Genomic DNA, 25,154 nt, shown 5'->3' on the forward strand with positions numbered 1-25,154 from the left:
AAAATGGCCCTGGTAGAGTTTGATCTGTTTTTGGACGAAAGCGGAGTGTTTAATGATGCAACGTCGCAGGACCGGCGCAATTCGCTGGTGGGCGGGATACTTGTCCCCCGGGGTGCCCTGACCGAAAAGCAGGCTAGGGATATTCTGTTGTCCGCCTGCCGTGCCTCGGGCATAAACTGGTCCGGGCGGGGAACGCTGCACGCCAATGAACTGCCCCGCGAAAAGTTTCCCGCCATGGCCCTGTCCACGGTTCGGCAGTTAACAGCCGGGCAGGTCAAAGTATTCATGGTTGAAAACACCGAAAGGTTGCAAATTGTTAACCCCGATATAACTTATTTGAACATGCTGGCGGAGGGTATTACCCAGCTTTTCAGCACCCTGAATACCCAGTATGAAAGTATCAGCCTGTCCATTGACGCGGCTGTGCGCATGGTAAAGGATAAACAGCACCCCGGCTCGATCACAGGTATTGAGAGGCAGGAATACACCGCCCGGCTGCAGGAACGGTTGCACTGGGCCTGGCTGCGCCGGGGCATGGCCGGTGGCAGCAGTAAATGGGACGTAAAAAAATTTATCACCGGCTCCGCCAGGGAAGAGTACCGGCTCATGCTGGCGGATGTGCTGTGCCATGCCTGGTTTTGCAGAAATACCAAGTTTTCAGGTGCAGCACAACAAGAACTGCTGGCAACCATCGAAGAGCACGGCTATATATACAGCGTACTGGAGTACGGCACCATCAGTGCCGTGGAGCGCCTGATGGCGGCCGGTGACCTGGGCGAAGCCTTTTTCATGATTTGCACCTCCCTGCTAGAGGAACAAAGATTCAACCACCGGGCCACCGCCGATAAATTATATAAGCTTTTGCCCCGGCTGGTTAACAAGTTGATGGAACTGCCGGACACCGGGCGTAACTACCACCTGACTACAATCAAAAACCGGATCAACTATATCATCAATGTGGACAGGCGGTACGACCAGGCCCTGTTTTTAATGGAACTGCTCAATAACCACCTGTTACGCCCCCTGAAAGAAACACCTGCGGCCGCACTGGATGAAAATTTACTTAACCTGATTACACTGGAAATTTCCTCATCAGTGCTGGCCATTGCCAATCACCGGGGCAACGTGCGCATGGCGGAGCAAATTATCAACGAAATAAAAGAAATCATCCCCCCGCTGGCCGGGCACTGGGAGAACTTCCAGCATATTATGGAATTTCTGTTCTGGGAAGCAGTGCATTTCAATAACTGCTATGATTTTGACGCCACCATCAAGCTGATGAATACCCTGGAACGCTTTTATAACGATACCATCGAGCTATATCCAATCGCCCTGCCCGGAGTATTTCCGGACTCGATAAAATCGGATCTGAAAGGAAAAATACTGGGTAACAGGCTGCAGGCTTACATGTTCAAAGGCAGGCTGGACCCCGCCAGTTACCGGCTGGCGCAGAGGGACTCCGACGCGGCACTGGACCAGTTCACCAGCGCCCACGACCTGTCCCGGCATTACATGTACCGCTGCCACATCGAAACGGATGCCGGTAATTTCCAAGATGCGCTGCACTACCTGGCCCTGGGAGTGAATAAAAAACAGCAGGAGGTCACCACCCAGGAAATTGCCGCGGCCCTGGCCGGCGACCGGCACAGGGAATATGATTTCGGCTTGATGCATTATGCCCGCCTGATGGCCGCCGCGGCCCCCGGGGAGTTGGCCGGTAATATGGAGCAGGCCTGGCAAAAACACGCTCTGGATAACCACCCGGTGCTGAAGGGTTTTACAGACCACCCGGTGGAAATCATATGCTGGAAAAAGGGCAGCTATTACCTGGCCACGGGCAGTATTAAAGCCGGGTTGGAGTGGCACCGCCGCGCCCTGGAAATTTGTTTCAGGGATAATGATAATGTAACACTACAGACCATCGGCCTGGGGGTGCTGGCAGAGCAAGCCGGGCACCTGGCCGGGGCCGGTGACAGGTACAGAAAGGAATACAAAAATGCTGTGAAGAAAGCCATGGAAAAATACCGGGAGATTTTCGGCCAGCCCGGGCTGCCCGGGGCAATGGTGGACTATTTTGCCAGCTGGCCTGCGGTGCTGCAACAGGCCATGGAACGCCGGGACGAGGACACCGCCGCCGCACTGCTAAACCTGGCACACCGGATACCGTTTTAGGGGCCTTTTGGCCGGCAAATTAAAGCCCGGCTTTTTTGCCGGGCTATTCGTTCGTTATTAATTGCCACCGGGGGATTCTTAAAAAATTAAAATGCGCGTAACAGAGATCGTCCCCCTGAACATCCGGTGCAGGTATCTATTATGTGGTAATTGTACAGCCAGGTTAATCTCCCAGTTCTATCAATTCCCCCGTGACATAGGGCTGTTCCCGCTGTTCCGCCGGGTTCCGCCTGTCCACCAGGGCAATGCGCCGCACCTGGACGGCTCCGGATAATGCCTGTTCAAAGACTTGCTGCACAATATGCTGCATAGCCGTGGTGCCACCGGTGATATTCACCACCACCCGGCTATATTGCTTCATTAACGGCAGCGCAGCGGCACAAATACCCGGGCCTTCGGAAAAACCCGCATGGACGTCCTGCATATACCGGGTAAAAACATCACCTTCCCAGCTTGCCGCTTGCTTTATTTCATCCAGGTAACAGGCTGCATCAGCGGAAGATATAACAAACAGGGCGTCGGGATTAATGTGACGCAGGGCCGAATACAACAGCCCTTTGGAAAGCCCCAAAGGGGTGACCAGCAGCGTGCCGCCACCTAAGGGCTCGGCGCTTTCTGCAGCCATAGGAGAAAAATCAAGTCTCCATTTTGTACCATCTTCCAGCGCATCCTTTAATTCCTGCCACTTGGACCGGATATCCGCCAAGTGTTCTTGGCCCAGCAAAGCGTTGTTTTGCCGGAAACCATGGTGATGAAGGCCGTTGCGTTTATCCGTCATATATTTCCATAGAGAAGCCAGCCACTGTTGCTGCCCATCAAGTTGCTCCTTGCGATGACGGTAAGTATCACCCAATGCCCCCAGCTTTTCTTCTACACCCTTACGCCCGTAGTCTTTGTTGGAAAGCCACTTTTCACCAACCACCTTTGGTTCATCCCCTGCCTGGACGTGATACAAGCAAACGGAAACCATCCATTCACGTATCAACCCGGCTGCAAAGTTTACATAACCCTGTTCCATATACCTGTCGATAATACTGGCCTGGCGCCGGAGTTCACAGTAATCCAGTCCAAGTTTTTGCTTTCCCTTTTTCAGTCCCGGCAGGGCAAAGGGAGTGATAAATTGTTTTATGGTACCAAACAACTCCTCCGGCAGGGGCATTTGGGCCTGCAGGTGCTCCGGCAAAGGCCCGCTCAATTTTTTTAAGAGCTTGTCCGCCGCAATACCAAACTCCAATGGCAACGCCTGGGCATAGGCATCAGCCACCTGTTTGAAGTCCTGGCGCAGTTTTTCCACCAACTCGTACGGCTTGCGTTCACGGCCGCTTACACCTTCCGGCAATACGGCGTAAGGTGCCAATCTATCTAACAGGCTGCCGGCCTGGCCGGTTTCTGAAAATATTCTGGCGGCATAAAACCATTCCACCATGTCCAGGATGAGGGATACATCCACAATTGGTTTAGGTTTATCCCTTTCTATCATTTCATAGAGGCCATAATAAGCCGCATCTATATTTACACCGCGAAGAGCTTTTAAATACAGAGCAGCAGTAAAAAATAAAAAGGGAAAAGTTCTATACCCGTGGGTTAAGTCCAGAGTAAGCCGGCATTTTGCAGGAATTAAATCTTGATCAACTAAAATTTCGTGCATAATCTGCCATAATTCTTCGGTTGATTTGCCATCGGGTATTTTAATGTATACTACATCCATCTTGGGATATTCCGTTATTACTTTTTCTCTAAACACCGGGTAAATTTTCTCCAAAATTAGAGTTGTGCACAAAACAATAATTTTATGCGGCAACTCTTCCCGTGGTAGGAGTTGCAGTAAAGCCAAAGTAGCCAAATCTGTTTCAACCTTTTTAGAAGCATCCTTTTCCAGGTAATACACTGTATTTTTTGGGTATGCACTCAATGAAGTTAATAGAATTCTACCAGACAATTTTCTCGCCTCTTTTCATAAGATTTTGTTAAATTCATCAAAACCTATAATATCAAAACCCAGTAAAAAATTTTTTTCAAAATTAATAATAGAGCCTATATGGGCTCTATTCTACCGTATCCTCGAAAACCACGTTTGCAACATAAGGGGAATTATTCCGGCCAGAAGCAATTACGAGCAAAGTAGGAGGGGTTTTTAATATACAGCTTCAATTCCCCAAGGGGAATTATTTTTATTCAGACATACCGGTTTAGGAGATGAAACCTTCCCCTGGGAGTTTACATTGCTTCAATTCCCCAAGGGGAATTATTTTTATTCAGACGTCGCTGGACGACAGCGACAGCGGACGTCACTTGCACATGTTTCAATTCCCCAAGGGGAATTATTTTTATTCAGACTGCAGGGGTGCTCAGCCCTTGCGGCCCAAGGCCTCCAGAAACGTTTTTCGAGAACCTCCGTTAAGACACCTTATTTTTACCAATATGTGGCATTGATCAGATAAAGTCAAACAAACATGCAAGTTTTTCCACCTCTACAATTCGCTATTGGCGCGGGTTTTCCTGCTTCCTTCAACAAAAAGTTTTTTTGCGAGAACCTCCGGGGTTTTTTGCACACCGGAGGTTCTCGATGTCTGACAATTCTATTTAAGGCCCAGCCCCTGGCCGGTCATAGATGGAATTTTAGACCAGCGAAAGCACCTTTAAACGTAGGAACAGTTTGACCAGGGAATATTATAAACTAGAACAACCTGGGTTCCTTGTTTTCTTTGATCTGTTTGCTCCACCTGCGATAGTCTTTTAACTTCCAGGCTCCGCCGCCGGCCAGCTCACTGATACCGCAAACCGGTTCTTTACATAACAAGCAGGCCCCGTCGCAATTCACCGGTCTAAAAGTACCGCCTTGCCTGATGTATAAAGGGACGTCCAAACCTTCGCAATTCCTGGTGGTCATAAACTCCCGGTTTAAACCGTGCACCCGTCCATTTACCGATTCATATTCCATGCACAGGGCCAAACTCACCCCGTGCCGGCGGCAAATACCAGACATCATTTGAAACAGTAAACGGCGGGTATTTATATTGACATGCCACTGGCCGTCCAGGTTTTCTGTATACAGCTCCCGGTACAAGCGGGGAATACTGCTGTTGATACCCGCAAGCTGCGCTATCAGGACAGGCCTGATTTTTTGCGGAATATCCATACAACTGGTGATAATATGATCTGCACCGGCCTTAACCGCCATACCCACCAGTTGGTCCAGTTGTCTTTCATCATCAGTGATGCCGGGAATAATGGGGTCTATGCGGCATACAGCAAATTTGCCGGCCTGTTTTAACCGGGTTAAATTATCCAACAGTTTTTCAGTGGGTGCACCGCCCGGCACTAAACGCCGGCGCAACTCCTCATCCGGGGTAATAATGGATACCTGCCCGAAAGAATGTTCCTGTTTTTCCATTAACCTGAGGGCCTCATCCGTGATAACATTTTTAGTGATGAACTCAATGGGCAAATTGCGGTCCACAAAAACTTTAATTAGCTTTTCGGACAGTTGATACTTGATATTTAAAGGCTGAAAAGGGTCTGTCACCGGAGACAGGTACCCGCAGCTGGCCACTTCCAGCCCGTCCAGCTGGCGGGCCACTTCGAGATGGAAATCTTCAAAAACTGTAACTATTTTCCGGCTGTGATAAAGATTAAAATATCCCCACATAGCATGGGCATAACAAAAGGCACAATTATGGGTGCACCCGTTGTAAGGGTTTACCAGCAGTCGCTCCGCGGTACACTCCCGCTTGCCCGGCCACCACCCGTGCAGTTCCTTGGCGGATTTAACGACAATGTGTTTACAGGGCAGTTCCACCAGCGGAAACGTTTTAGTTACCTTGCCGAACTTCAAGCTAACCTGTTGGTTATGATTCTTTCTATCGCACATACAATACCTCCATACTGACAGCAGACAAAATTATTAACAAGACCGGTTAAACGACTCCAATGAATTTGCTCAATTTAGCGATATACAACGGCTTTCGTATCCCCACTCAACTTAAGGGTGTAATGACTGCCCCGCGCACCGGGAGCCACACCAACGCCACGCAAATCAATAAAGTCACCGTGTCTGACACTGCGCAGCATATCATTAGCCGGGCTCCAACAGTTTCCCCGGGCTTCTATATAACAATAATTATGGGTACCGCAGGTGCCATCGCAAATGTCTATTATCATCAACTCGCTGCGCCGGTAAACGTTGGTGGCCACCCCAACTATGTTCACTTTTTCTCCCATATATTTATAGCCGTGCAGCAATTTAACATATCCCTCCCGGGCATATTTCCCGGGGTTGCGATGGGCTTTAAACCGGTTCAACCCGTCCTTGCGCAGTATTAAATAGTTAAAATCCACATCATTTTTGGAACAAGCCCCGTACTTTTCAAGTACCTGCACGGAAGCAGGTTTATGCCACGGCTCACAGGCATGACTCCAGCAAGCGCATCGCCGCTGCTTCCCGGGGTATTTCTTCCACGGGTAAGCACAGGGGGCAAAAGCAGTGGCCAATCCAGCAGACTTTAACTGCCAGTGTAAACGGGCGATCCTGCGGGAAATGCCTTCTGTTGCCGGTTCAATAATGACCAGGCTGCCGTTATCAGCGGTCATCTCCAGGGCAAATTGGACAACATCCAGAGCCGAAGTTGTATCATGAAGTTCGTATTCATTAATTACATGGGAGGGCACGACCAGATTATAGCCCCCTGTGTTTAATAATTTACGAAGCTGATCGCTTTCTTTTTCCAGGCAGCCACAAACAACAGGATTGACCTTAACCGGGAAAGAGATTTGCTGCAGCACCTGCCAGCTTTTTATATTAGCCAGTGCAAAGTCCAAATGCTCCCGGAAGCGGTCCAAAAGCGTAATTTCCACACTCAGGCCTTCCTTGCCGGCAACCAAAGATATCATATCGTAAAAATAAAGAACGGCCAACGAAACGGTGCCGGGGCCGGTTCCAATATCCAACAGTTTCAATTTTTTAGGGAGCACTCCTCCCCGTAACAGCCCGAGCAAAACCCTGAGCACTTTGGGAAAATTAGCCGGCAGGTAATATAAACTGTATGCCGTCCACAACCGGGAATAGTCAGTGGGACCGGCTTGACCTTTGTATGCCGTGGAGATATTACCGGCCAAATGACTGAGAATCTCCCGCCCCCATCCCTCCATCACTGCAACAACATCCCCCGGTGCCACGGGCCATCCCATGGAGCGAGATATTTTTCGTGCCAGCATACCGCCAAGATTGTCGGGAAACAGCCAGCTGCCCCCGGGGCAAAGGATATTTTCCAACCGGTTATACTGTTTTTCATTTAAACGCAAGTACATCAAATCCCACGCTCCTTTCCGCATAAGCATACACTGGAGCGCCGGGAAAATTTTTTCAAAACCCCGGTAACAAAAACACCACCATTGCTAAAAAAAGCAGCCATGTTCTCCGTCACCGGAGCAATGGCTGCTTTTCGATTTTAATCCAACCGGAATTGTTACTGCAATCTGGAGCCCGGATTCATGGGACGGTCACCGGCCCGGTCAAATTTTTCATCCAGCAGGTGATTCATCCCCCGTACCAGGGTATCATCCTCCAGTACACTGTAGAGGTGATATCCAAGGTCTTCCCGTTCCAAAAGCACTTCTTCCAGAACCTGCACGGTGCCGAAATCCTGCAACTCGTGGGCGCGGGCGATTTGCTTGCGCAGCATTTCCTGTATCTTCAATTCGTGCTCCAGGTCATTGCGGAGAAAATCCCGCATGGTATAGCGCCCTTCCACTTCATGCTTGATATATGATAGTTCATGCTGGGTGACCGGGTGGGCAGTGGGTACCATGCCAAGCCGGGCCACCCTTTCGCCAATCATATCTATATGCTTTTGCGTTTTTTCAATGTGTTCATCAAGTAGATGGTGCAGGCTTATAAATGACTCGGCACCCTCCGTTAACCAGTGATGCTTGTTATATTGATGCAGGGCAACATTCAAGGCACAAAGGTGATCATCCAGCATTAATGCCATTTCATGACGCACTTCTTTGGGCAGACCAATCCCCGCCCCGATTTCCTTGGTAGTTCGCGGTGGTTGCCTTAAAATCATGTCATGGTCACTGGTATGACCCGGCATATTTGGGTTAAAACCTGATTTATTAAGGTTAAATTCCCCCTGGAAATTTGTCATGTTGGTTACAACGCCGGCTATGTCCCGGGGTGTTTGTGTCACGGGCTGCGTTCTTGTATCCATATTATTCCTCCCTGATAGATGGTTTTTGTTATTACCAGTAGTGTTTTCATGTTTCCTTTAAATATGTATCTTTTAATCCCTTACTATGGTGAAAAGGAATTTACGCCCAAGACCATCTCACATTGTATTGACAATGTCGCCCCATCTACCAAGCATCCCCACATTCGACAAGTAACCCCGTGCAAACCAGTGGTAATTACGCACATCTACGTTAATTAACTTACCATCAGATATTGCCGCCTGACATAAAAAACCCCCGTTGAAATATTTTTTTGCATATTTCAACAAGGGGAAAGATTTTCCTCCATTTGTTCTGACAGCTTTATTTTGAACATAAAGGAAAACCTCCACAAAAGGAGGCTTTATTAATAAACTATGCTATTCCCTGGCCCGGGCTTCGTTGACGGTGATGACCCGCCCCTCGAAATCGGTGCCGTTTAATGCTGCAATCATTCCTTCGGCATCCTCGTCTTTTACCTCCACAAAACCAAAGCCGCGGGAACGGCCGGTTTCCCTATCGGTAATAATGCGACTGCCCAGTACTTCCCCGTATCGTGAAAAGGCCTCATCCAAATCCTCGGCTTTGGTTTTCCACGGTAGATTTCCCACATATAATGTCTTCGCCATCAGATCACCTCTTTTCCATTGCATTGCTGCTTTCAAATGATGATGTGTCAGTATTATTTGCAAAAGAAAAATGCCTGATGCAATGTTGGCGGGCTAAGATTTTACCAGCATTAAATTTGGTATAATTTATTTTGATAGATAAATTTTTCCACAGCTTCCGGCAGCAAATATTTTATAGGCCTGCCTTCCCGCACCCGGTGTCTGATATCGGTGGATGAAATGGCCAGCGCGGGCACCTCGATGGTTTTAATTTTAGCCACAGCTTCCCTGGACAGGTGGCTCAGTTTATGACCCAAAGCCTCCAGGTTAAACCCCGGTCGGGTGGCCGCAATAAAAAAGCATTCCTGGAGCAGTCCCTCCACGTTTTTCCAGGTTAGTATTTCCAGCACGGCATCGGAACCCGTGATAAAGAATATTTCCCACCCGGCATATACTTTTTTCATGGCCCGCACCGTGTCAATGGTGTAGGACAATCCTTCCCTTTTCATCTCCAGGTCGGATATGGTGAAATGGGGGTTGGAACTGACCGCCAGCCTGGTCATTTCCAGGCGATGTTCCGGCGGTGAAATATCCTGTCTGGTTTTGTGCGGAGGCTTTCCCGCCGGGATAAAGATCACCTTTTCCATACCAAACTGGTAGCGGGCTTCCTCCGCCGCCACCAAATGGCCGTGGTGCACCGGGTCAAAGGTACCCCCCATCAGGCCGATTCTTCTTTTTTCCGGCTGGGCCGGTTTATTTATATCACTCATTTTGGCAAACTCCATCAGGTCAGAATAACAACGCCCCGGGGGTGCGGCCCCAGGCATACCGGCACTAAATCCGGGTGGATTTTGCGATACAGGGCCTAATGGGGTAAGGTTACCCGTTACCCCCTGATTTGCCCCTGGCCGAATACAATATATTTGTTGGTGGTCAGCTCTTTTAACCCCATGGGTCCCCGGGCGTGCAGCTTTTGGGTGCTGATGCCGATCTCGGCCCCGAAACCGTATTGACCGCCGTCGGTAAAACGGGTGGAGGCATTGACATATACTGCCGCGGCATCCACTTCATTTAAAAAGCGCATGGCCCGGGTGTAATTCTCCGTTACAATGGCTTCGGAATGTTTGGTGCCGTAATGATAAATATGATCCAGCGCCTCATCCAGGCTGTCCACCACTTTTACGGCAATAATCAAATCCAGGAACTCGCCGGCATAGTCTTCTTCGGTGGCCGGTTTTACCCAATCGGCCGCATCCCTGGTACGCTGGCAGCCGCGCACCTCCACCCCGGACTCTTTCAGTGCAGCGAGGATTCCGGGCAGGAATTCACCAGCCACAGCCCGGTGGATCAGCAATGATTCTATGGCGTTACAAACCCCGGGGCGCTGGCATTTGGCATTAATAACGATTCGCCGGGCGGCCTCCAAATCGGCATAGCGGTCCACGAAAACGTGACAGTTGCCCACACCGGTTTCAATGACGGGTACGGTGGCGTTTTGCACCACGGTTTGAATTAAACCGGCGCCGCCCCGGGGGATAATTACATCGATATAATCGTTTAATTTCAGCATGATGTTAACCGCTGCCCGGTCGGTAATTTCAATCAGGTTGATGGCGCCCTCGGGCAGCCCGGCTCCGGTAGCCGCGGCGGCTATGATATTGGTAATGGCAGTGTTGGAATTGATGGCCTCGGAGCCGCCCCGGAGCACCACCGCATTACCGGCTTTCAGGCATAACCCGGCGGCATCCACCGTTACATTGGGCCGGGCTTCATATATTATGCCCACCACGCCCAGGGGAACCCGGGTGCGTCCTATCCGCAGCCCGTTGGGACGGGTCCACATGCTTTCCACTTCCCCCACCGGGTCGGGCAGCGAGGCCACCATGCGCAATCCTTCCGCCATATCCGCCACCCGTTCCGAGGTCAACAGTAGCCGGTCGATCAGCGCCCGGGAGAGCCCCTTTTCCCGGCCCGCGCGAACGTCAATTTCGTTAGCCTCCAGTATCTTCTCAGTGTTCTTGATTAAACTGTCCGCCATGGCCAGCAAAGCATTGTTTTTGATATCCGTGGGCAGGTAGGCCAGCCGGCGGGCCGCCTCTTTGGCTTTTTGGGCCTTGGCAATGACCTGTTGTTCCATATTCTAAGCCTCCTTGCAAGGTTAATACTTTGTTCTTTATGCCTACTCCAGCGCCAGGTTGTCCCGGTGGATCACCTCGTCATAATCCTTATAGCCCAGTACCATGGCTATTTCACTGGTTTGTTTGCCCTTGATACGTTCTATTTCGGGGGCGGCATAGTTGACTATTCCCCGGGCTATTTCCTTGCCGGTCAGGTCCATTACACTCACCGTATTGCCCATTTCGAAATCGCCTTCCACTTTGACCACCCCCGAGGGTAACAGGCTTTTGCCCTTTTCCCGCAAGGCCCGGACCGCCCCTTCATCTATGTAAATGCGCCCGCAGACAGTGGCGCTAAAAGCGATCCACCTTTTTTTATTCACCAGTTTTACCGATGGCCAAAAGGCGGTGCCCAGGGGTTCACCGCTCACCAACCGCCTGATCACGTCGGGCTCGGCGGCCCGGGCAATCACCGTCACCAGGCCCGAGTGCATGGCTATGCGGGCGGCCTGGATTTTGGTGGCCATACCCCCTGTGCCCACCGCCGACCCCACCCCTCCGGCCAGGGCTTCTATCTCACCGTTTATCTCGTGGATTTCCCGGATGACCCGGGCGCCGGGCGTGCCTGGTTTATCATCGTACAGCCCGTCCACATCCGAAAGAAGGATCAAAAGATCCGCGTCCACCAGGGCGGCCACCATGGCTGCCAGGTTGTCGTTATCACCCAGTTTGATTTCATCCACCGCCACGGTGTCGTTTTCATTGATCACCGGTATAATATGCATGTTCAGCATGGTTTGTAGCGTGTGGCGGGCGTTCAAAAACCGGCGGCGGTCGGCAAAATCCTCCCGGGTCAACAGCACTTGCCCCACCACCAGCCCGTATTCGGCAAATAATTTTTCGTACATATGCAGCAGCAAACCCTGTCCCACGGCAGCCGCCGCCTGCTTCTCAGGGATGGTGCGGGGACGTTCTTTAAAACCCAGTTTGCCCATTCCGGCCCCCACCGCCCCGGAAGTAACCAGCAGCACATCCAGGCCCCGGTTGTGCAAGTCGGCCAGCTGGCGCACCAGCGCCTCAATCTGGCAGATGTTCAGTTTGCCCGTGTTATAAGTGAGGGAGCTGGAGCCAACCTTGACCACTATCCGCTGCATGCGACTGTAATTTCTCTTTTCCATGCACCCACTCCGCTTTATTCAACAAATTCAAATGTTAAATCCTTAATCCGCACAATATCACCGTTTTTAGCGCCGTAATCCCGCAGCGCCTGTTCTAGGCCCATCACCTGCATAATGCGCTGCAGCCGGTTCACCGCCGCTTCGTTGTCCAGATCCGTCATGGCCACGTGTTTTTCTATTTCCCGGCCCGTAACCACCAGTTCATCACCCTCCCTGCGGATGCTGAACCGCGGCTCGGACCGGTGTACTGTTTCCGCCGCTTCCGCTGTCTGTATTCCGGGCAAATCCGGAACAGGTAATTCCTTGAGCAGTTCGTACACCCGGCGAATTAATTCAGCGGTGCCCGCTCCGGTAACCGCTGAAATGGCAAATATTTCATACTCACCAGCCAGGGCGTTTTTTATGCGCTCCAGGTTTTCTTCACTGCCCGGCAGATCCATTTTATTCACCGCCACCACCTGGGGCCGGGCCGCCAGGGTCTGATCATACAGAGCCAGTTCCCGGTTAATGACACGGAAATCGTCCAGCGGGTCGCGGCCCCCGGTGCCCGCTCCGTCCAGCACGTGCACCAGCAGTTTGGTGCGCTCCACATGGCGCAAAAAATGATGCCCCAGCCCGGCCCCATCATGGGCGCCCTCGATGAGGCCCGGTATGTCGGCCATGACAAAACTTTCCCCCTCACCCAGGCTGACCACCCCTAAATTGGGGGTCAGGGTGGTGAATGGATAATCCGCTATTTTGGGCCGGGCCGCTGAAACCCGGGCGATCAGGGTGGATTTGCCGGCGTTGGGAAAGCCCAGCAATCCCACATCAGCCAGCAGTTTCAATTCCAGCACCAGCTGGCGCTCCTCGCCGGGCTCGCCCTTTTCGGCCATGGTGGGTGCTTTATTTTGCGGGGTGGCAAACCGGGCATTGCCCCGGCCGCCGCGCCCGCCCCGGGCCACCACCACCTCCTGGCCGTCCACGGTGATATCACCCAGTACCCGGTTAGTATCTTCTTCCCGGATTACAGTACCCAGGGGTACCCGGATCACCAGATCCCCGCCCTGGCGGCCGTGCATGCCTTTACCCCGCCCGTGCTGGCCCCGTTGGGCCTTGTAATGGCGCTGGTAGCGAAAATCCACCAGGGTGCGCAGCCCCCCGTCGCCACGAAAGATGACGTTGCCGCCCCGGCCGCCGTCACCGCCCCACGGGCCGCCTTCGGGCACATATTTTTCACGCCGGAAGGCTACACAGCCATCACCGCCGTCGCCTCCCTTGACATAGATTTTAGCCCTGTCGTAGAACATATTTGTTTCACCTGTGCTTTTAGTTTTCAGACACGTTTGGTTTTTATATCAATGCCTCTTTCTTATTATGTACATTAATGCCCGCCTTCAAAAACGGTACAACCGCGGTCCATTACCAAATCAGTATATACCAATACCTCAGCCGGTTATATGAACTTTAAGCCTAACCCCTTGTTCTTCAGCACGGCGGGCGCTGTCCATTATCCGGGTGGGGGGTAGGTCGGGGACAGCACCAAAGCTGATTTGCCATGTGCAGTCGCCGGGGGTACCGGTTATGCTGACGGATACCTTACGGCTTAAAACCTCCGGCGGGGACAGGTAATCTATAATATCGTTTAAAACTTCACCCAGCAGGGCCGCCAAAAGCTCACCGGGCACCGTGCTTTCACCGGGGTTGATTTGTATATCAAAATTAATTTCAATCCGGTGATTGGCCGCCCGGTTATTGGCATACAGCAAAACCGCGGCCACCTCGGGGATGTTTAAATGTACAACTTTGCTCAAGCTGATAATATCACCGGTAACCCTTTTTATGTATTCCCGGGCCGCGGCTTCCTTCTTTAATTGGATCAAGCCCGAAATGACCTGCAGGTGATTTAGAAAATCATGCCTCTGCACCGAAAGCAGCTCCAGCATTTTGGCGGTTTCCAAGTAAATCTCTCCCCTCTTACCCGGTCCAGCACCGGCTTGCGGCACATACCAAGCATTATACCACAAAAAATCAATATTGCGTTAAATTATGGTAATATTCGACGTTTGTGAATAATTTCCTGCTCGCCGGGGGCAGTGTATAAAAAAACGCCACCGGTATTACTTTACCGGACCGGCCGGGTACCTTTCCCCCAATGATAAAACCATGGGCGCAATTAAAAAAACAGCCCCTTTAAGGACTGTTTTTATGGGTTATACTGCAACTTGTTTGAACTAGATGGCTGCTTCTGCTGCAACTTCCTTAATATTGACCACCTTTTTATTCTTACCCCTGGTTTGGAAGGATACAATACCGTCCACCTTGGCAAACAATGTATCGTCTCCCCCGCGCCCCACGTTTTGACCGGGATGTATACGGGTGCCCCGCTGGCGAACCAGAATGCTGCCTGCGGTAACGAATTGACCATCGCCCCGTTTAACGCCAAGCATCTTAGGATTGGAATCGCGACCGTTACGAGAACTACCTACACCTTTCTTATGTGCCAATTTAATTCACCTCCGTGCTAGGCTTGTATTTTTTCCACCACAACCTTGGTAAAGGGCTGGCGGTGGCCTTTTTTACGCCGGTAATTTTTTTTGGGTTTGTATTTGAAAACAATAATCTTCCTGTCCTTACCATGTTTTTCCACTTTGAGCAGTACTTTAGCCCCATCCAATACAGGAGTACCCACCTGCAGCTGCCCGTCTTTTTCCACAGCCAGCACTTTGTTCACTTCGTAGGTCTCTCCCACTTCGGCAGGTAATTTTTCAATATACAGGGTATCCCCTTCACTGACGCGGTATTGCTTACCGCCGGTTTCAATAATAGCGTACATTCTTTTCCCCCTCAATTTCAGGACTCGCCGGAACCGGGTAAGGTTTGGCACCTTTTTAAAGACCCTTTCCGTGCGGTATTCGTTAATAGCCTACATTAAAGTATTTTATCATAACGACATTCTTTGTCAAGCTCATTTGCGTTAAACCGGGGATTTACCCTTTAAGCAACCTGGCCCGGGCGTAAGTACGAAAAACTTTGTTCACCTCAACGGGCACCGTTTTGCCCACCATCGCCCCGCCTCCCTCGATATCCAGTATAAAGCCGTTAATCCGGGCAATACCGTCGTTATTGTTACTCACATGGGGCTCTTCCACCAGCACCTCCAGCACCTGGCCCGGTTCAACCGGCAAATCATGACCCTGCATATCCGCCTGGTCATAAATGGGGCGCATGGTGACCGATTCGATATGCTGCTCGGCGGAGCCCCTGATATACAGGGTTTTGCCGGTGCGGGCTTCCAATTCCCTCAGGTTGGCCCCTCCGCTGCCGATGAGCCGGGCCGCCACCAGGGGGTTGGCCTCGACTAAAATAGTGTCCGCCCCGGTTTGTTTGGCCATCTGGTAAATTTGCTGTTTGATGTTGATACCCACTGTTTCCTCGGTTAACACCTTGCCCCGCCCCTCGCAATAGGGACAGGCCTTTTGCAGTACTTCCGCCAAACTGGGCCGTACCTTTTTCCTGGTCATCTCCACCAGGCCCAGCTGCGTAATTCCCAGTATGTTGGTCTTGGTTTTATCCTTGCGAATCTCTTCCTCAAGCACTTCCAATACCTGTCGCCGGTGTTCCTCCTGGTTCATATCGATAAAGTCCACAATAATAATGCCGCCGATATTGCGCAGGCGTAACTGGCGGGCGATTTCCACCGCAGCGTCCAGGTTGGTTTTCAGCACCGTGTCTTCGAGATTGGTGCTGCCCACGTATTTGCCCGTGTTTACATCCACAGCGGTGAGCGCCTCGGCCTGGTCGATAACAATGTAGCCGCCGCATTTAAGCCATACCGTGTTTTTAATGGCCTTTTCAATTTCTACATCGATATTGTTTTCTTCAAAAAGATTGTTTTTTTCGTCCAGGAAAACTTTGACCTTCAGGCGCGGCCCGGTGATATCCAGTAAGTCCAGTATTTTTTCGTACTCATAACGGGAATCGATAATCAGCCGGTCTACATCCTCGGTAAATATATCCCTTAAGATGCGCTGTACCAGTTCCAGATCCCGGTGCAGTAAATTGGGTACCGGTCCGTGGTTGGAGCGGTTGATAATTTTACGCCACAGGTTGGTTAACAGGTTTACATCCTGGCGCAGTTCTTCTTCATCAACCCCTTCGGCCACGGTACGTACAATAACGCCCATACCAACGGGCTTGATCCGGGCAGCCATTTCCCGCAGGCGGTCCCTTTCCTGCTCGTCCTCAATGCGCCTGGAAATACCGATATAATCCACCGTGGGCATTAGCACCAGGTAACGTCCGGGTAAAGTAATGTGGGTGGTCACCCGGGCCCCCTTGGTACCGATGGGCTCCTTGACAATCTGCACAATAACTTCCTGGCCTTGCTTTAAAATATCACATATGTTTGTGCCCATGGCTGAATTGCCCTGCCCCTGCCCCATGTCCGGGGTACGAGCGGGGATAGCATCTTCCACATATAAAAAAGCATTTTTCTCCAGGCCTATATCCACAAAGGAGGCCTGCATACCGGGTAACACGTTTTCCACCCGGCCTTTGAATATGTTACCCACCAACCGCTGGTTGGGGGAACGCTCAATGTACATCTCCACCAAAACTTTGTTTTCCAGTACGGCCACCCTGGTTTCCTCTTCACCCACATTAATAATTATCTCTTTAAACATTCTTTTTCTCCACCATCTCTTTTTTCCGTTGGCCCGTTAAAAAAGTCTCGTCCTGACAATTTCCAGATCCGCTTTATCCAGCGTCATACCGGTGAACCGGAAAAAGGCCTCCATGACTTCTTCGGGCCGTACATTCATGGTACTGCCGGTTTTTAATTCAAGCTGGACCGTTAAACCGCTGACCTGAGAAAGCACTTCCATTTTTAAAATACCTGGTCGTATATCCCGTATCTTTTCCTTGCCATCTTTGCTTTTACGGGTCACTTCTATCCGTTCCTGGTCCAAGAAATCCTGCACAGCCCCTTCAGGCAGCGGCCCGGGTAAATCATCGGCATCAATGTGCACTACATAACCTGCCCCGGTTAGCGTCGCCATGGGGGCCGGGGCGTTATCGGGCACACTGGTTACTTCCAGCACCGCCAACCCCGGCGGCAGCGTACCATTTAAGCGCTGGGCCAGGTCCTTGTGTTCCACCGGCTCCTGTAGTTCCACCTCCAAAACCTCGGCCAATCCCTCCACACCCACGGGCAACGGAGCGGCAAAACTGAACCGGGGATGGGGATTAAACCCTTCCGAAAAGGCAATGGGCAAACCGGCCCGGCGAAAGGCACGCTCCAGTGTGCGCACCAGGTCAAGATGGGAAATATAGCAGGAGCTTCCCCTTTTACTGTACTGTATCCGGTAACGGGGCAACGGTTTCACCCCCCGCCAGGTACGGTTTCGTTGCCAGGGTGGTACACAAGCCACACCCCGGGCACCGCCCGTTGCGGCAGTCGGGGGTAATTGCCCCCTCCATGGACCGGCGGTGTTCCCGTACCAGATATTTTTTGCTCACCCCGGCACTGATATGGTCCCAGGGCAATGTATCATTATACTCATAGCGATGGTAGGCGTACCACCGGGGATCAACACCTGTACTTTCAAAGGCCCTTTGCCACTTGCCCAAATCAAAAAACTCCGACCAGCCGTCAAATCGGGCACCATTTTGCCAGGCTGCCTCGATGGCGGGAGCCAGGCGCCGGTCACCCCGGGACAGAACAGCTTCCAAAAAGCTGCTTTGCGGATCATGCCACTTAAAAACAAGCCCCCGGCCGCGCAATAAATCCCGCAGCAAGGCCTGCTTGCGTTTCAGCTCCGCCATGGTGTTTTGAGGTTCCCACTGGAAGGCGGTATGGGATTTGGGTACAAATGAAGAAACACTGACGGTCACTTTAAGCCTCCCTTTGGCCCGCACCAGGGCATGCCCTTTGTTCAGTACCCGCCGGGCCAGATTCGCTATCCCATGTAAATCTTCATCTGTTTCCGTGGGCAGGCCGATCATAAAATAAAGTTTAATTGAATGCCAGCCCGCAGTAAAGGCCGCCTCGACGGCCTCCATCAGGTTATCCTCGGTTACCCCCTTATTAATTACATCCCTCAGGCGCTGGGTACCGGCCTCGGGAGCAAAGGTCAGGCTGGACCGGCGCACCTTTTGCACTTCCCTGGCCAGACCCACCGAAAAAGCGTCCACCCGCAGCGAGGGTAGCGAAACATTGACGCCTGCAGGGCCGTGTTGCTTAATAAGTTCACTGACCAGTGGTGCCACCCGGGAATAATCCGATGTGCTCAGGGAGGTTAGCGATATTTCCCCCCACCCGGTGGAACAGAGTAGCTCACCGGCATGGCGCAGCAGCGTTTGGGGTTCCTTTTCCCGTACCGGGCGGTAAATAACTCCGGCCTGGCAAAAGCGGCAGCCCCGGGTGCAGCCCCGCTGCACCTCCAGCATGGCCCGGTCGTGCACCGATTCTATGGCGGGCACCACCATACGGGTGGGAAAATAAGCGGCATCCATGTCCGCCACCACCCTTTTTCGCACCAGTGCGGGCACGTTTTTCCCCACCGGAGTGACCATGTGTACAGTTCCCTGCTCATTATACTCCACCCGGTATAATGACGGCACATAAAATCCGTCGCATCCGGCCAGCCGCAGCAATAAATCCCGCCGCCCCTCGCCGCTGCGCCGTGCGGACAGATAGGCGTCCAATAATTCATTTACAGCCTCCTCACCCTCACCGATAACGAATACATCGATGAAATCCGCTATGGGCTCGGGATTAAAGGCACAGGGTCCGCCGGCCACCACCAGGGGATAATCCCCCCCGGCCCGGTCCGCCGACCGCAGGGGAATACCGGCCAAATCCAGCATATTCAGTATGTTGGTAAAACTTAACTCGTACTGCAGGGTAAAACCAATAATATCAAAATCCCGCAATGGTCTGCGGGATTCCAGACTGGTAAGCGGCAAGCCCGTATTGCGCAGTTGTTCCTCCATATCAGGCCAGGGTGCGAATACCCTTTCCAGCAAGGCATCCTCGCGGTCATTGACCATCCCGTATAAAATCTGCAGTCCCAGGTGGCTCATGCCCACTTCATACACATCGGGGAAGGCGAAAGCCATTTTAACGTCTGTGCTTTGCCAATCCTTGCGCACCGCATTCCATTCGCCGCCCGAGTAGCGACCGGGCTTTTGTACCCGTCGCAGTATCTTATCCAGCTGTTTCTCCATTTCTACGGCAATCCTCCAAATTATTTGTCACATCACTAAACTACATAACTTGCCAATATATCCAGCAACGGCTATTTAAAATATACCATAAAATACAGCCCGATTGTAATTGTCAATAAGCCGGTAAAAAATTTTCATTACCTGTCGATTTTATGCAAAGCAAATCGATATTTTTATTTTACCCATTTAACTATTATTACATTTTAAAAGTTTGTCAAAAATTAACCTTTGGTGTGATATTATTTTTTAACCAGCTCGCCAACAGGTACATCGGCTCCCCTGTTCAACAGCGCATCGATAATAGTGAGCTCGTTAATTGTGCCCATATAATGCCAGCGCCGGTCCAGCACCGTCACCAGGTGAAACCGGCGGGGTAAAAAGGGTTGGATCAGCTGTCCCAGGGGGATGTTCTCCATGGCTACCAGTTGTTTAACAGGCAGTACACCTTCCCGGCGCAGTTCCTGCTGCTTGCGCATTAAAAGCTGCACAAATAAGTAGGGCGCGGCACTGCGCTCCCGGGTGGCGGCGTAAAAAAGGAAAAAGGCTGTTACCGGAATATCCAGCCCGCAGGCACCCCACCATATCCCCGGCACACTTACCAGCACGATTAGCACGGCAAATGCTTGCCCCAGCAAAGCTGTCCGGTAAGTGGCCGGGGTGATGCCAATACGGGAGGCTAGGTAGGAGCGTAAAATGCGCCCGCCGTCAAGGGGCAGGGCGGGCAAAAGGTTGAAGGCTGCCATCAGCAGGTTGCACTGCAAAAAAAATGGACCCAGGTCACTATGCCAGAGCCCGTAATTTTTTAGTGCCACAGCCAGGGTAATCATGGCCAGGTTGCTGGCGGGGCCGGCCAATGCGGTATAGGTTTCCCGCAACGGGTCCACCTGTAATTCGGTGCCGGCCCGGGCCACCCCGCCGAAGGGTAGCAGTTCAACTTCATTGGCGGTGATACCCAGGTGGCGGGCCACCAGGGCATGGGCCATTTCATGCACCAGGACCACCCCAAAGGCCACCAAACCCCGGTCCAATACCCCGGCCACAAAAAACAAAGCCAGCAAAGCCAGGAAAAAGGGGTTCAGGTAAATATCAACACCAAATACACGCCCCAGTCGCATACCGGCACCCCCTGTTATTCCCCGTTTATATCCATGCGGGCCAGCGGGTCTACCAGCTTGCCGTTTTCCCGCAGTTCAAAATGCAGCCCTCCACCGGGCACATCACCGTTCTCACCAACCGAGGCAATGGCCTGACCTGCCTGCACCTGCTGGCCTTCTTCCACAGTTACATCCGCCACACAACCATATAATGTGTAAGTCCCGGCACCATGATTGATCAATATATATTGTCCCAATTCCTTATCTTCGGCAATTCTTTCCACCTTACCGGCTAACGCGGCGTATACGGGTGCTCCCGGTGACGCGCTGATATCTATGCCGGCGTGGTACCTTTCCATATTATCCACCGGAGACTCAGTCCACCCGAACTGCCCCACCACTGTACCGGAAACCGGCAAGGACAACTCCTCCTGGACCAACCCGTCACCTGTTACGGGGCTGGCATCAATTCCCGTGCCCGGGCCGTGAATTACCGGGTTGTCCCAGTTAACCAGCTGCGCAGCCAGTTGAATTGATTTATCCAGTACCGGCCGAAAGTCCCACTGGGCCGTCAGCAAGTACCTTAAATTGTCCCGCACCTGCTCACCAACGGGATGCGGGTAATAACGCACCACCATCAGCATGGCCAGTATGACCAGTACGGCGCTGATTCTAAACAAGCCGCCGGGCCTTTTGGGGCGCTTGTAAGAAGGTGCCGGCGGGCGCCTGCCCTTTACGGACTGGTAATATTCGGCCCATTCATCATACCCGTTTTTTTTACGCCCGCCCGGGCGAGATAATTTATTCCATCTCAAAGTCTTTACCCCCCCGACCTATCGCTGCCAAATCAATAACAGCTGGTTTATCATATATATATTTGAGGGGGTGGACAAATATGACAAGCTTATAGCCGGTGCAGAATAAAATTAACCCGGTCGTGCAGCATAACCACGGCCACCTGTTCCGCCGTTTCATAACCCTCGGCCTCAACGGTAACCAAATAGGTGCCCGGGGTTATTTCATTAAAGAGGTAACTCCCGTCCCGTTCGGTGGTAGTGGAAAAAAGCACCTCTCGCCCGTTAAACTCTCTGATGCTGACCAGGGCACCACCAACGGCGGCATTGCGGGAAAATTCAGTTACCATCCCTTCTAAAATCACATAGCCCAGGTATGTTACTTCTAAACTGAGGGTTCCCACCACCGAAACCCTTCCCATGCGCACACTAACCCTATCCACTTTTATATCATGGTGAATGGAAACTATATCATTGAATTGTTCAACGCGCCGCAGCTGAATAAAATAGCTGGTATCGATGTCCTTGGTCACGCTTTTTTTAGAAATGGCACTGTTCTGGATACCGCCCTCTTTTTCGGGTACTATGGCAAATATACGTATCGCCACATCCACCCGCAGCACCGAATTATCCAGGAGCTGGGTGCGGATGTTCTCCACCCGGGCCAGCACCTCCACGCTGTCCACACCTATTTTTGTACCCACCGAGCCATACCAGTTAAAATCCTTTTTGACCACCTGGCGCACACTGTTTAGTTTTCCCATTTCCATCCTCCGAAAAAATCATCTTTACATCAAAATCATCTTTACATCTAGTTTATAATTTGTTCAAAAACATTTTAAGATACATTCAGGTCTGTATAGCCAAAAAAAAACAGGCCCCCTGCAATGCAAGACAGCCTGCTCAAATTTTTTAAAGGGACGCCTGCCAAAGCAAAACACTGCTTTTTGGGCTAAAAAATACTCTTTTGCCGGCGCATGTAAATATTTAGCAATATGCCGACGGCAATCATATTGGTTATCATGCTGCTCCCCCCGTAACTGAACAGTGGCAGGGGCAGTCCGGTAACAGGCATAATAGCAATGGCCATGCCAATATTCACCAGTATATGGAATGCTATCATACTCACAATGCCCACCGCCAACAAGGTGCCGAACATATCCTTGGACTCACTGGCAATGCGCAATCCCCGGTACAGGAAGATGCCAAATAGCAATAACAGCACTGCGACACCCAAAAAACCGGTTTCTTCAGCCAGCACCGAGAAAATAAAGTCGGTATGCCTGATGGGCAGAAATTCCAAAAAGCTCTGGGTGCCCAGCATTAATCCTTTACCCCAAAAACCACTAGAGCCAATGGCAATTTGCGATTGAATGACATGATACCCGGCCCCTTGTATATCCGACCAGGGATCCATAAAAATTATCAGCCGTTTAAGCTGGTAATCATGCAGGGGAATCCAGGTGCCGAACCGTAAATGTGACCAAATCAGCCCCACCACCGCAGCCAGTCCCCCGGCGAATATACCGGTAACCGAAAGAGGCTTGGAACTGGCTATAAATAACATGCCAAATAATATGGCGATGAAAACCAGTGAAGTGCCCAAATCAGGCTGCATTAAAATAAACAACAGCGGAACGCCCACAAAAATAAAGCATGGCAGCAGTGACTTAATTGTACGGAACTGTCCCTCCCTTTTCGCTAAAAAATCAGCCAGGGTGATAATGATAATAATTTTGGCAAACTCCGATGGTTGAAAGGCAAAGGGACCGATATCAATCCAGCGTTGTGCTCCCATGGCGGTATGCCCTATTGCCAGCACTGAACCGAGAAGCAGCAGATTGATGATATAAAGGTGCCTGGTATACCGGCGCCAGTCATCGTATGGTATATATATAACGGCTGCAGCAGCTGCAATACCCAGTAGTATCCAGATAAATTGTTTGAGCACATACTCTTTTTTCATCCACAACAGTCGCTGCAAAATATTGGCTTCCTGCAGCTTGTCCACATCCAGGCCCAACCGCATCCACCAGCCGTAATCGGTGCTGGCGCTGCCTATCATTACCAGGCTGAATAATAATATAACCCCGGTTACCCCAACCAGGGTATAGTCCAGGTTTTTAAAATAGCGTTTGTAACCCACCCCAGGTATCACCGCCTTGCAAAAACACTACGGTTTTAATTATATAACAGGGGATGGCACAAAAAAAGCCGGTAAATAAAGCTACCGGGCAAAAATAAAATTAAAATATCAAGCAGTCCCAGTTTGCACCGTTCTCTTCATTTTCTTCACCGGTATATTGGCTACCAGCGCCACCTGATTTTCATTGCTATCCAGTGAAACTTCCAAAGCATGCTCATCAATCTCCATGTAGTTGGAAATCACTCTGATTAAATCGGATTTTAATGCCTGTAATAGTTCCGGTGAAACGCCGGCACGGTCATGTACCAGTACCAGGCGCAGTCTCTCTTTGGCTACGGTTCTGCTGGAATGGGTATCACGCCCAAAGATTCGGTTTATAAACTCCAGCATTCCTTCCCCCCCTTCCCACTACTTAAGGCCGATGATCCGTTTCAACTTGCTCATCAATCCACCTTCGTCATCCAGGTTCATCATCGGGACATCCTCACCCTTTATCCGGCGTACAATATTACGATAAGCCTGGCCAGACTTGGATGAATCGTTCATGACCACCATCTCGCCCCGGTTAGTACTTATCACCACTTGCTCGTCCTCAGGCACAACACCGAGCAAATCCACGGCCAGCACATCAATGATATCCTCAATACTCATCATGTCCCCGTGTTTTACCATATGGTAGCGCATCCGGTTGACCAACAGTTTGGGGTCCCGCAACTCTTCCTTTTCCAAAAGACCGATAATACGATCAGCATCCCTCACAGCCGAAACTTCGGGGGTGGTAACAACGATGGCCTGGTTGGCACCGGCAATGGCGTTGCGAAAACCTTGCTCAATACCAGCGGGACAGTCCACAATAACATAGTCGAAATCATTCTTGATTTCTCCGGTGAGCCCCCGCATCTGGTCGGGATTTACCGCTGTTTTATCCTTGGTCTGCGCAGCCGGTAACAAAAACAGGTTTTCAAAACGTTTATCCTTTATCAGCGCCTTGCGAAAAGGGCAGTTTCCACTGGTAACATCTACTAAATCATATACAATGCGGTTCTCCAAACCCATAACCACATCCAGATTACGCAGGCCGATGTCAGCGTCAATTAAACACACTTTGTTGCCCAAAGAGGCCAGGCCGGCACCCAGATTAGCGCTGGTGGTAGTTTTACCCACCCCTCCCTTGCCTGAAGTAATGACTATTACTTCTCCCATAAAGATTACTTCCTCCCTTGTGTGCTGATTAACAGTAAGTTGACTCTATGTATGGCGTTCCGGGCCGGATGGAAAGGCCTCTATCACCACAATGCCGTCTTTAATCCTTGCCACCTCGGGAACGATGGGCTCTACCTCATCCCCGTCCGGGGCGCGGGTAATGTGACCCGCTATCCGTAATTGGGTAGGCCTCATGCGGAAGGCGTAAACAGCAGCGTTTTCATTGCCGCCGGCACCTGCGTGCACCACTCCGCGTAGATAGCCCATGACCACCACATTGCCGGTGGCCACCACTTCCCCACCTGGATTAATATCGCCGACTATTACCACATTGCCGTCATAATATATCGATTGTCCGGAACGCAAGGTGCGTTGGACCAGAACTGTATTATCATCCATCTCCTCGGGATCTACCCCTTCCTT

23 protein-coding genes are annotated in these 25,154 nt (G+C 51.3%); 1 reads left to right on the forward strand and 22 read right to left on the reverse strand.

Translation table 11 applies throughout. From position 1 onward, the window contains the following. Positions 1 to 3: 3 nt before the first annotated feature. Positions 4 to 2,172, forward strand: coding sequence for a hypothetical protein (locus LX24_RS01465; protein WP_166510352.1), 2,169 nt, complete (start codon positions 4 to 6; stop codon positions 2,170 to 2,172). Between the two features lie 163 nt (positions 2,173 to 2,335). On the opposite strand, the gene LX24_RS01470 is transcribed toward LX24_RS01465, so the two are convergent. The 22 genes from LX24_RS01470 to minC all read right to left on the reverse strand — a co-directional run bounded on the left by LX24_RS01470 (position 2,336) and on the right by minC (position 25,130). Continuing rightward, entirely contained in the window at positions 2,336 to 4,111 is a 1,776-nt protein-coding gene (locus LX24_RS01470; RefSeq protein WP_166510353.1) for a CRISPR-associated DxTHG motif protein, read from the reverse strand. A 738-nt stretch (positions 4,112 to 4,849) separates the two neighbouring features. Next, complete coding sequence (locus tag LX24_RS01475) at positions 4,850 to 6,043, reverse strand: SPL family radical SAM protein (RefSeq protein WP_166510354.1); 1,194 nt, start codon at positions 6,041 to 6,043, stop codon at positions 4,850 to 4,852. Positions 6,044 to 6,117: 74 nt separating this feature from the next. Further along, positions 6,118 to 7,482, reverse strand: coding sequence for a small ribosomal subunit Rsm22 family protein (locus LX24_RS01480; protein WP_166510355.1), 1,365 nt, complete (start codon positions 7,480 to 7,482; stop codon positions 6,118 to 6,120). Between the two features lie 155 nt (positions 7,483 to 7,637). Continuing rightward, positions 7,638 to 8,384 (reverse strand): Dps family protein, encoded by a 747-nt coding sequence (locus tag LX24_RS01485; RefSeq protein WP_243131565.1) that lies wholly within the window; start codon positions 8,382 to 8,384, stop codon positions 7,638 to 7,640. 378 nt (positions 8,385 to 8,762) lie between these two features. Continuing rightward, entirely contained in the window at positions 8,763 to 9,011 is a 249-nt protein-coding gene (locus LX24_RS01490; protein WP_166510356.1) for an RNA recognition motif domain-containing protein, read from the reverse strand. A gap of 110 nt (positions 9,012 to 9,121) precedes the next feature. Next, positions 9,122 to 9,760, reverse strand: a complete 639-nt coding sequence (gene nadD / locus LX24_RS01495) for a nicotinate-nucleotide adenylyltransferase (protein ID WP_166510357.1) — start codon at positions 9,758 to 9,760, stop codon at positions 9,122 to 9,124. A 116-nt stretch (positions 9,761 to 9,876) separates the two neighbouring features. Beyond that, a complete protein-coding gene (locus LX24_RS01500; RefSeq protein WP_166510358.1) occupies positions 9,877 to 11,127 on the reverse strand; it encodes a glutamate-5-semialdehyde dehydrogenase in 1,251 nt (416 codons plus the stop codon). Between the two features lie 42 nt (positions 11,128 to 11,169). Then, positions 11,170 to 12,285, reverse strand: coding sequence for a glutamate 5-kinase (proB, locus tag LX24_RS01505; protein WP_166510359.1), 1,116 nt, complete (start codon positions 12,283 to 12,285; stop codon positions 11,170 to 11,172). A 14-nt stretch (positions 12,286 to 12,299) separates the two neighbouring features. Further along, the gene (obgE, locus tag LX24_RS01510; protein ID WP_166510360.1) at positions 12,300 to 13,574 is read right to left on the reverse strand and encodes a GTPase ObgE; all 1,275 of its coding nucleotides are present in this window, start codon (positions 13,572 to 13,574) and stop codon (positions 12,300 to 12,302) included. A 138-nt stretch (positions 13,575 to 13,712) separates the two neighbouring features. Beyond that, complete coding sequence (locus tag LX24_RS01515) at positions 13,713 to 14,225, reverse strand: sensor histidine kinase (RefSeq protein ID WP_166510361.1); 513 nt, start codon at positions 14,223 to 14,225, stop codon at positions 13,713 to 13,715. 273 nt (positions 14,226 to 14,498) lie between these two features. Beyond that, positions 14,499 to 14,771: a 50S ribosomal protein L27 gene (rpmA, locus tag LX24_RS01520; protein ID WP_166510362.1), complete on the reverse strand. Its 273-nt coding sequence runs from the start codon at positions 14,769 to 14,771 to the stop codon at positions 14,499 to 14,501. Positions 14,772 to 14,788: 17 nt separating this feature from the next. After that, entirely contained in the window at positions 14,789 to 15,100 is a 312-nt protein-coding gene (gene rplU, locus LX24_RS01525; RefSeq protein ID WP_166510363.1) for a 50S ribosomal protein L21, read from the reverse strand. Positions 15,101 to 15,254: 154 nt separating this feature from the next. After that, complete coding sequence (locus tag LX24_RS01530; protein WP_166510364.1) at positions 15,255 to 16,949, reverse strand: Rne/Rng family ribonuclease; 1,695 nt, start codon at positions 16,947 to 16,949, stop codon at positions 15,255 to 15,257. A gap of 36 nt (positions 16,950 to 16,985) precedes the next feature. Then, positions 16,986 to 17,642, reverse strand: coding sequence for a TIGR03936 family radical SAM-associated protein (locus tag LX24_RS01535; protein WP_166510365.1), 657 nt, complete (start codon positions 17,640 to 17,642; stop codon positions 16,986 to 16,988). Next, positions 17,614 to 19,494: a TIGR03960 family B12-binding radical SAM protein gene (locus LX24_RS01540; RefSeq protein WP_166510366.1), complete on the reverse strand. Its 1,881-nt coding sequence runs from the start codon at positions 19,492 to 19,494 to the stop codon at positions 17,614 to 17,616. The genes LX24_RS01535 and LX24_RS01540 overlap by 29 nt, the downstream gene beginning before the upstream one ends. A 239-nt stretch (positions 19,495 to 19,733) precedes the next feature. Further along, a complete protein-coding gene (locus LX24_RS01545) occupies positions 19,734 to 20,609 on the reverse strand; it encodes a M50 family metallopeptidase (protein WP_166510367.1) in 876 nt (291 codons plus the stop codon). A gap of 14 nt (positions 20,610 to 20,623) precedes the next feature. Continuing rightward, positions 20,624 to 21,403 carry a murein hydrolase activator EnvC family protein gene (locus tag LX24_RS01550; RefSeq protein WP_166510368.1) on the reverse strand — a complete coding sequence of 260 codons (780 nt, stop codon included), beginning with the start codon at positions 21,401 to 21,403 and terminating at the stop codon, positions 20,624 to 20,626. An 89-nt stretch (positions 21,404 to 21,492) separates the two neighbouring features. After that, positions 21,493 to 22,146 (reverse strand): carboxypeptidase-like regulatory domain-containing protein, encoded by a 654-nt coding sequence (locus tag LX24_RS01555; protein WP_166510369.1) that lies wholly within the window; start codon positions 22,144 to 22,146, stop codon positions 21,493 to 21,495. A gap of 188 nt (positions 22,147 to 22,334) precedes the next feature. Beyond that, positions 22,335 to 23,528 carry a rod shape-determining protein RodA gene (rodA, locus tag LX24_RS01560; protein WP_166510370.1) on the reverse strand — a complete coding sequence of 398 codons (1,194 nt, stop codon included), beginning with the start codon at positions 23,526 to 23,528 and terminating at the stop codon, positions 22,335 to 22,337. A 108-nt stretch (positions 23,529 to 23,636) separates the two neighbouring features. Continuing rightward, on the reverse strand, positions 23,637 to 23,918 hold the full coding sequence (gene minE / locus LX24_RS01565; RefSeq protein ID WP_166510371.1) for a cell division topological specificity factor MinE: 282 nt from the start codon (positions 23,916 to 23,918) through the stop codon (positions 23,637 to 23,639). Positions 23,919 to 23,936: 18 nt separating this feature from the next. Then, a complete protein-coding gene (minD, locus tag LX24_RS01570) occupies positions 23,937 to 24,731 on the reverse strand; it encodes a septum site-determining protein MinD (protein ID WP_166510372.1) in 795 nt (264 codons plus the stop codon). Between the two features lie 45 nt (positions 24,732 to 24,776). Then, positions 24,777 to 25,130, reverse strand: coding sequence for a septum site-determining protein MinC (minC, locus tag LX24_RS01575; protein WP_166510433.1), 354 nt, complete (start codon positions 25,128 to 25,130; stop codon positions 24,777 to 24,779). Between the last annotated feature and the right edge of the window lie 24 nt (positions 25,131 to 25,154).

The sequence above is a fragment of the Desulfallas thermosapovorans DSM 6562 genome (assembly GCF_008124625.1).
GTDB lineage: Bacteria > Bacillota > Desulfotomaculia > Desulfotomaculales > Desulfallaceae > Sporotomaculum > Sporotomaculum thermosapovorans.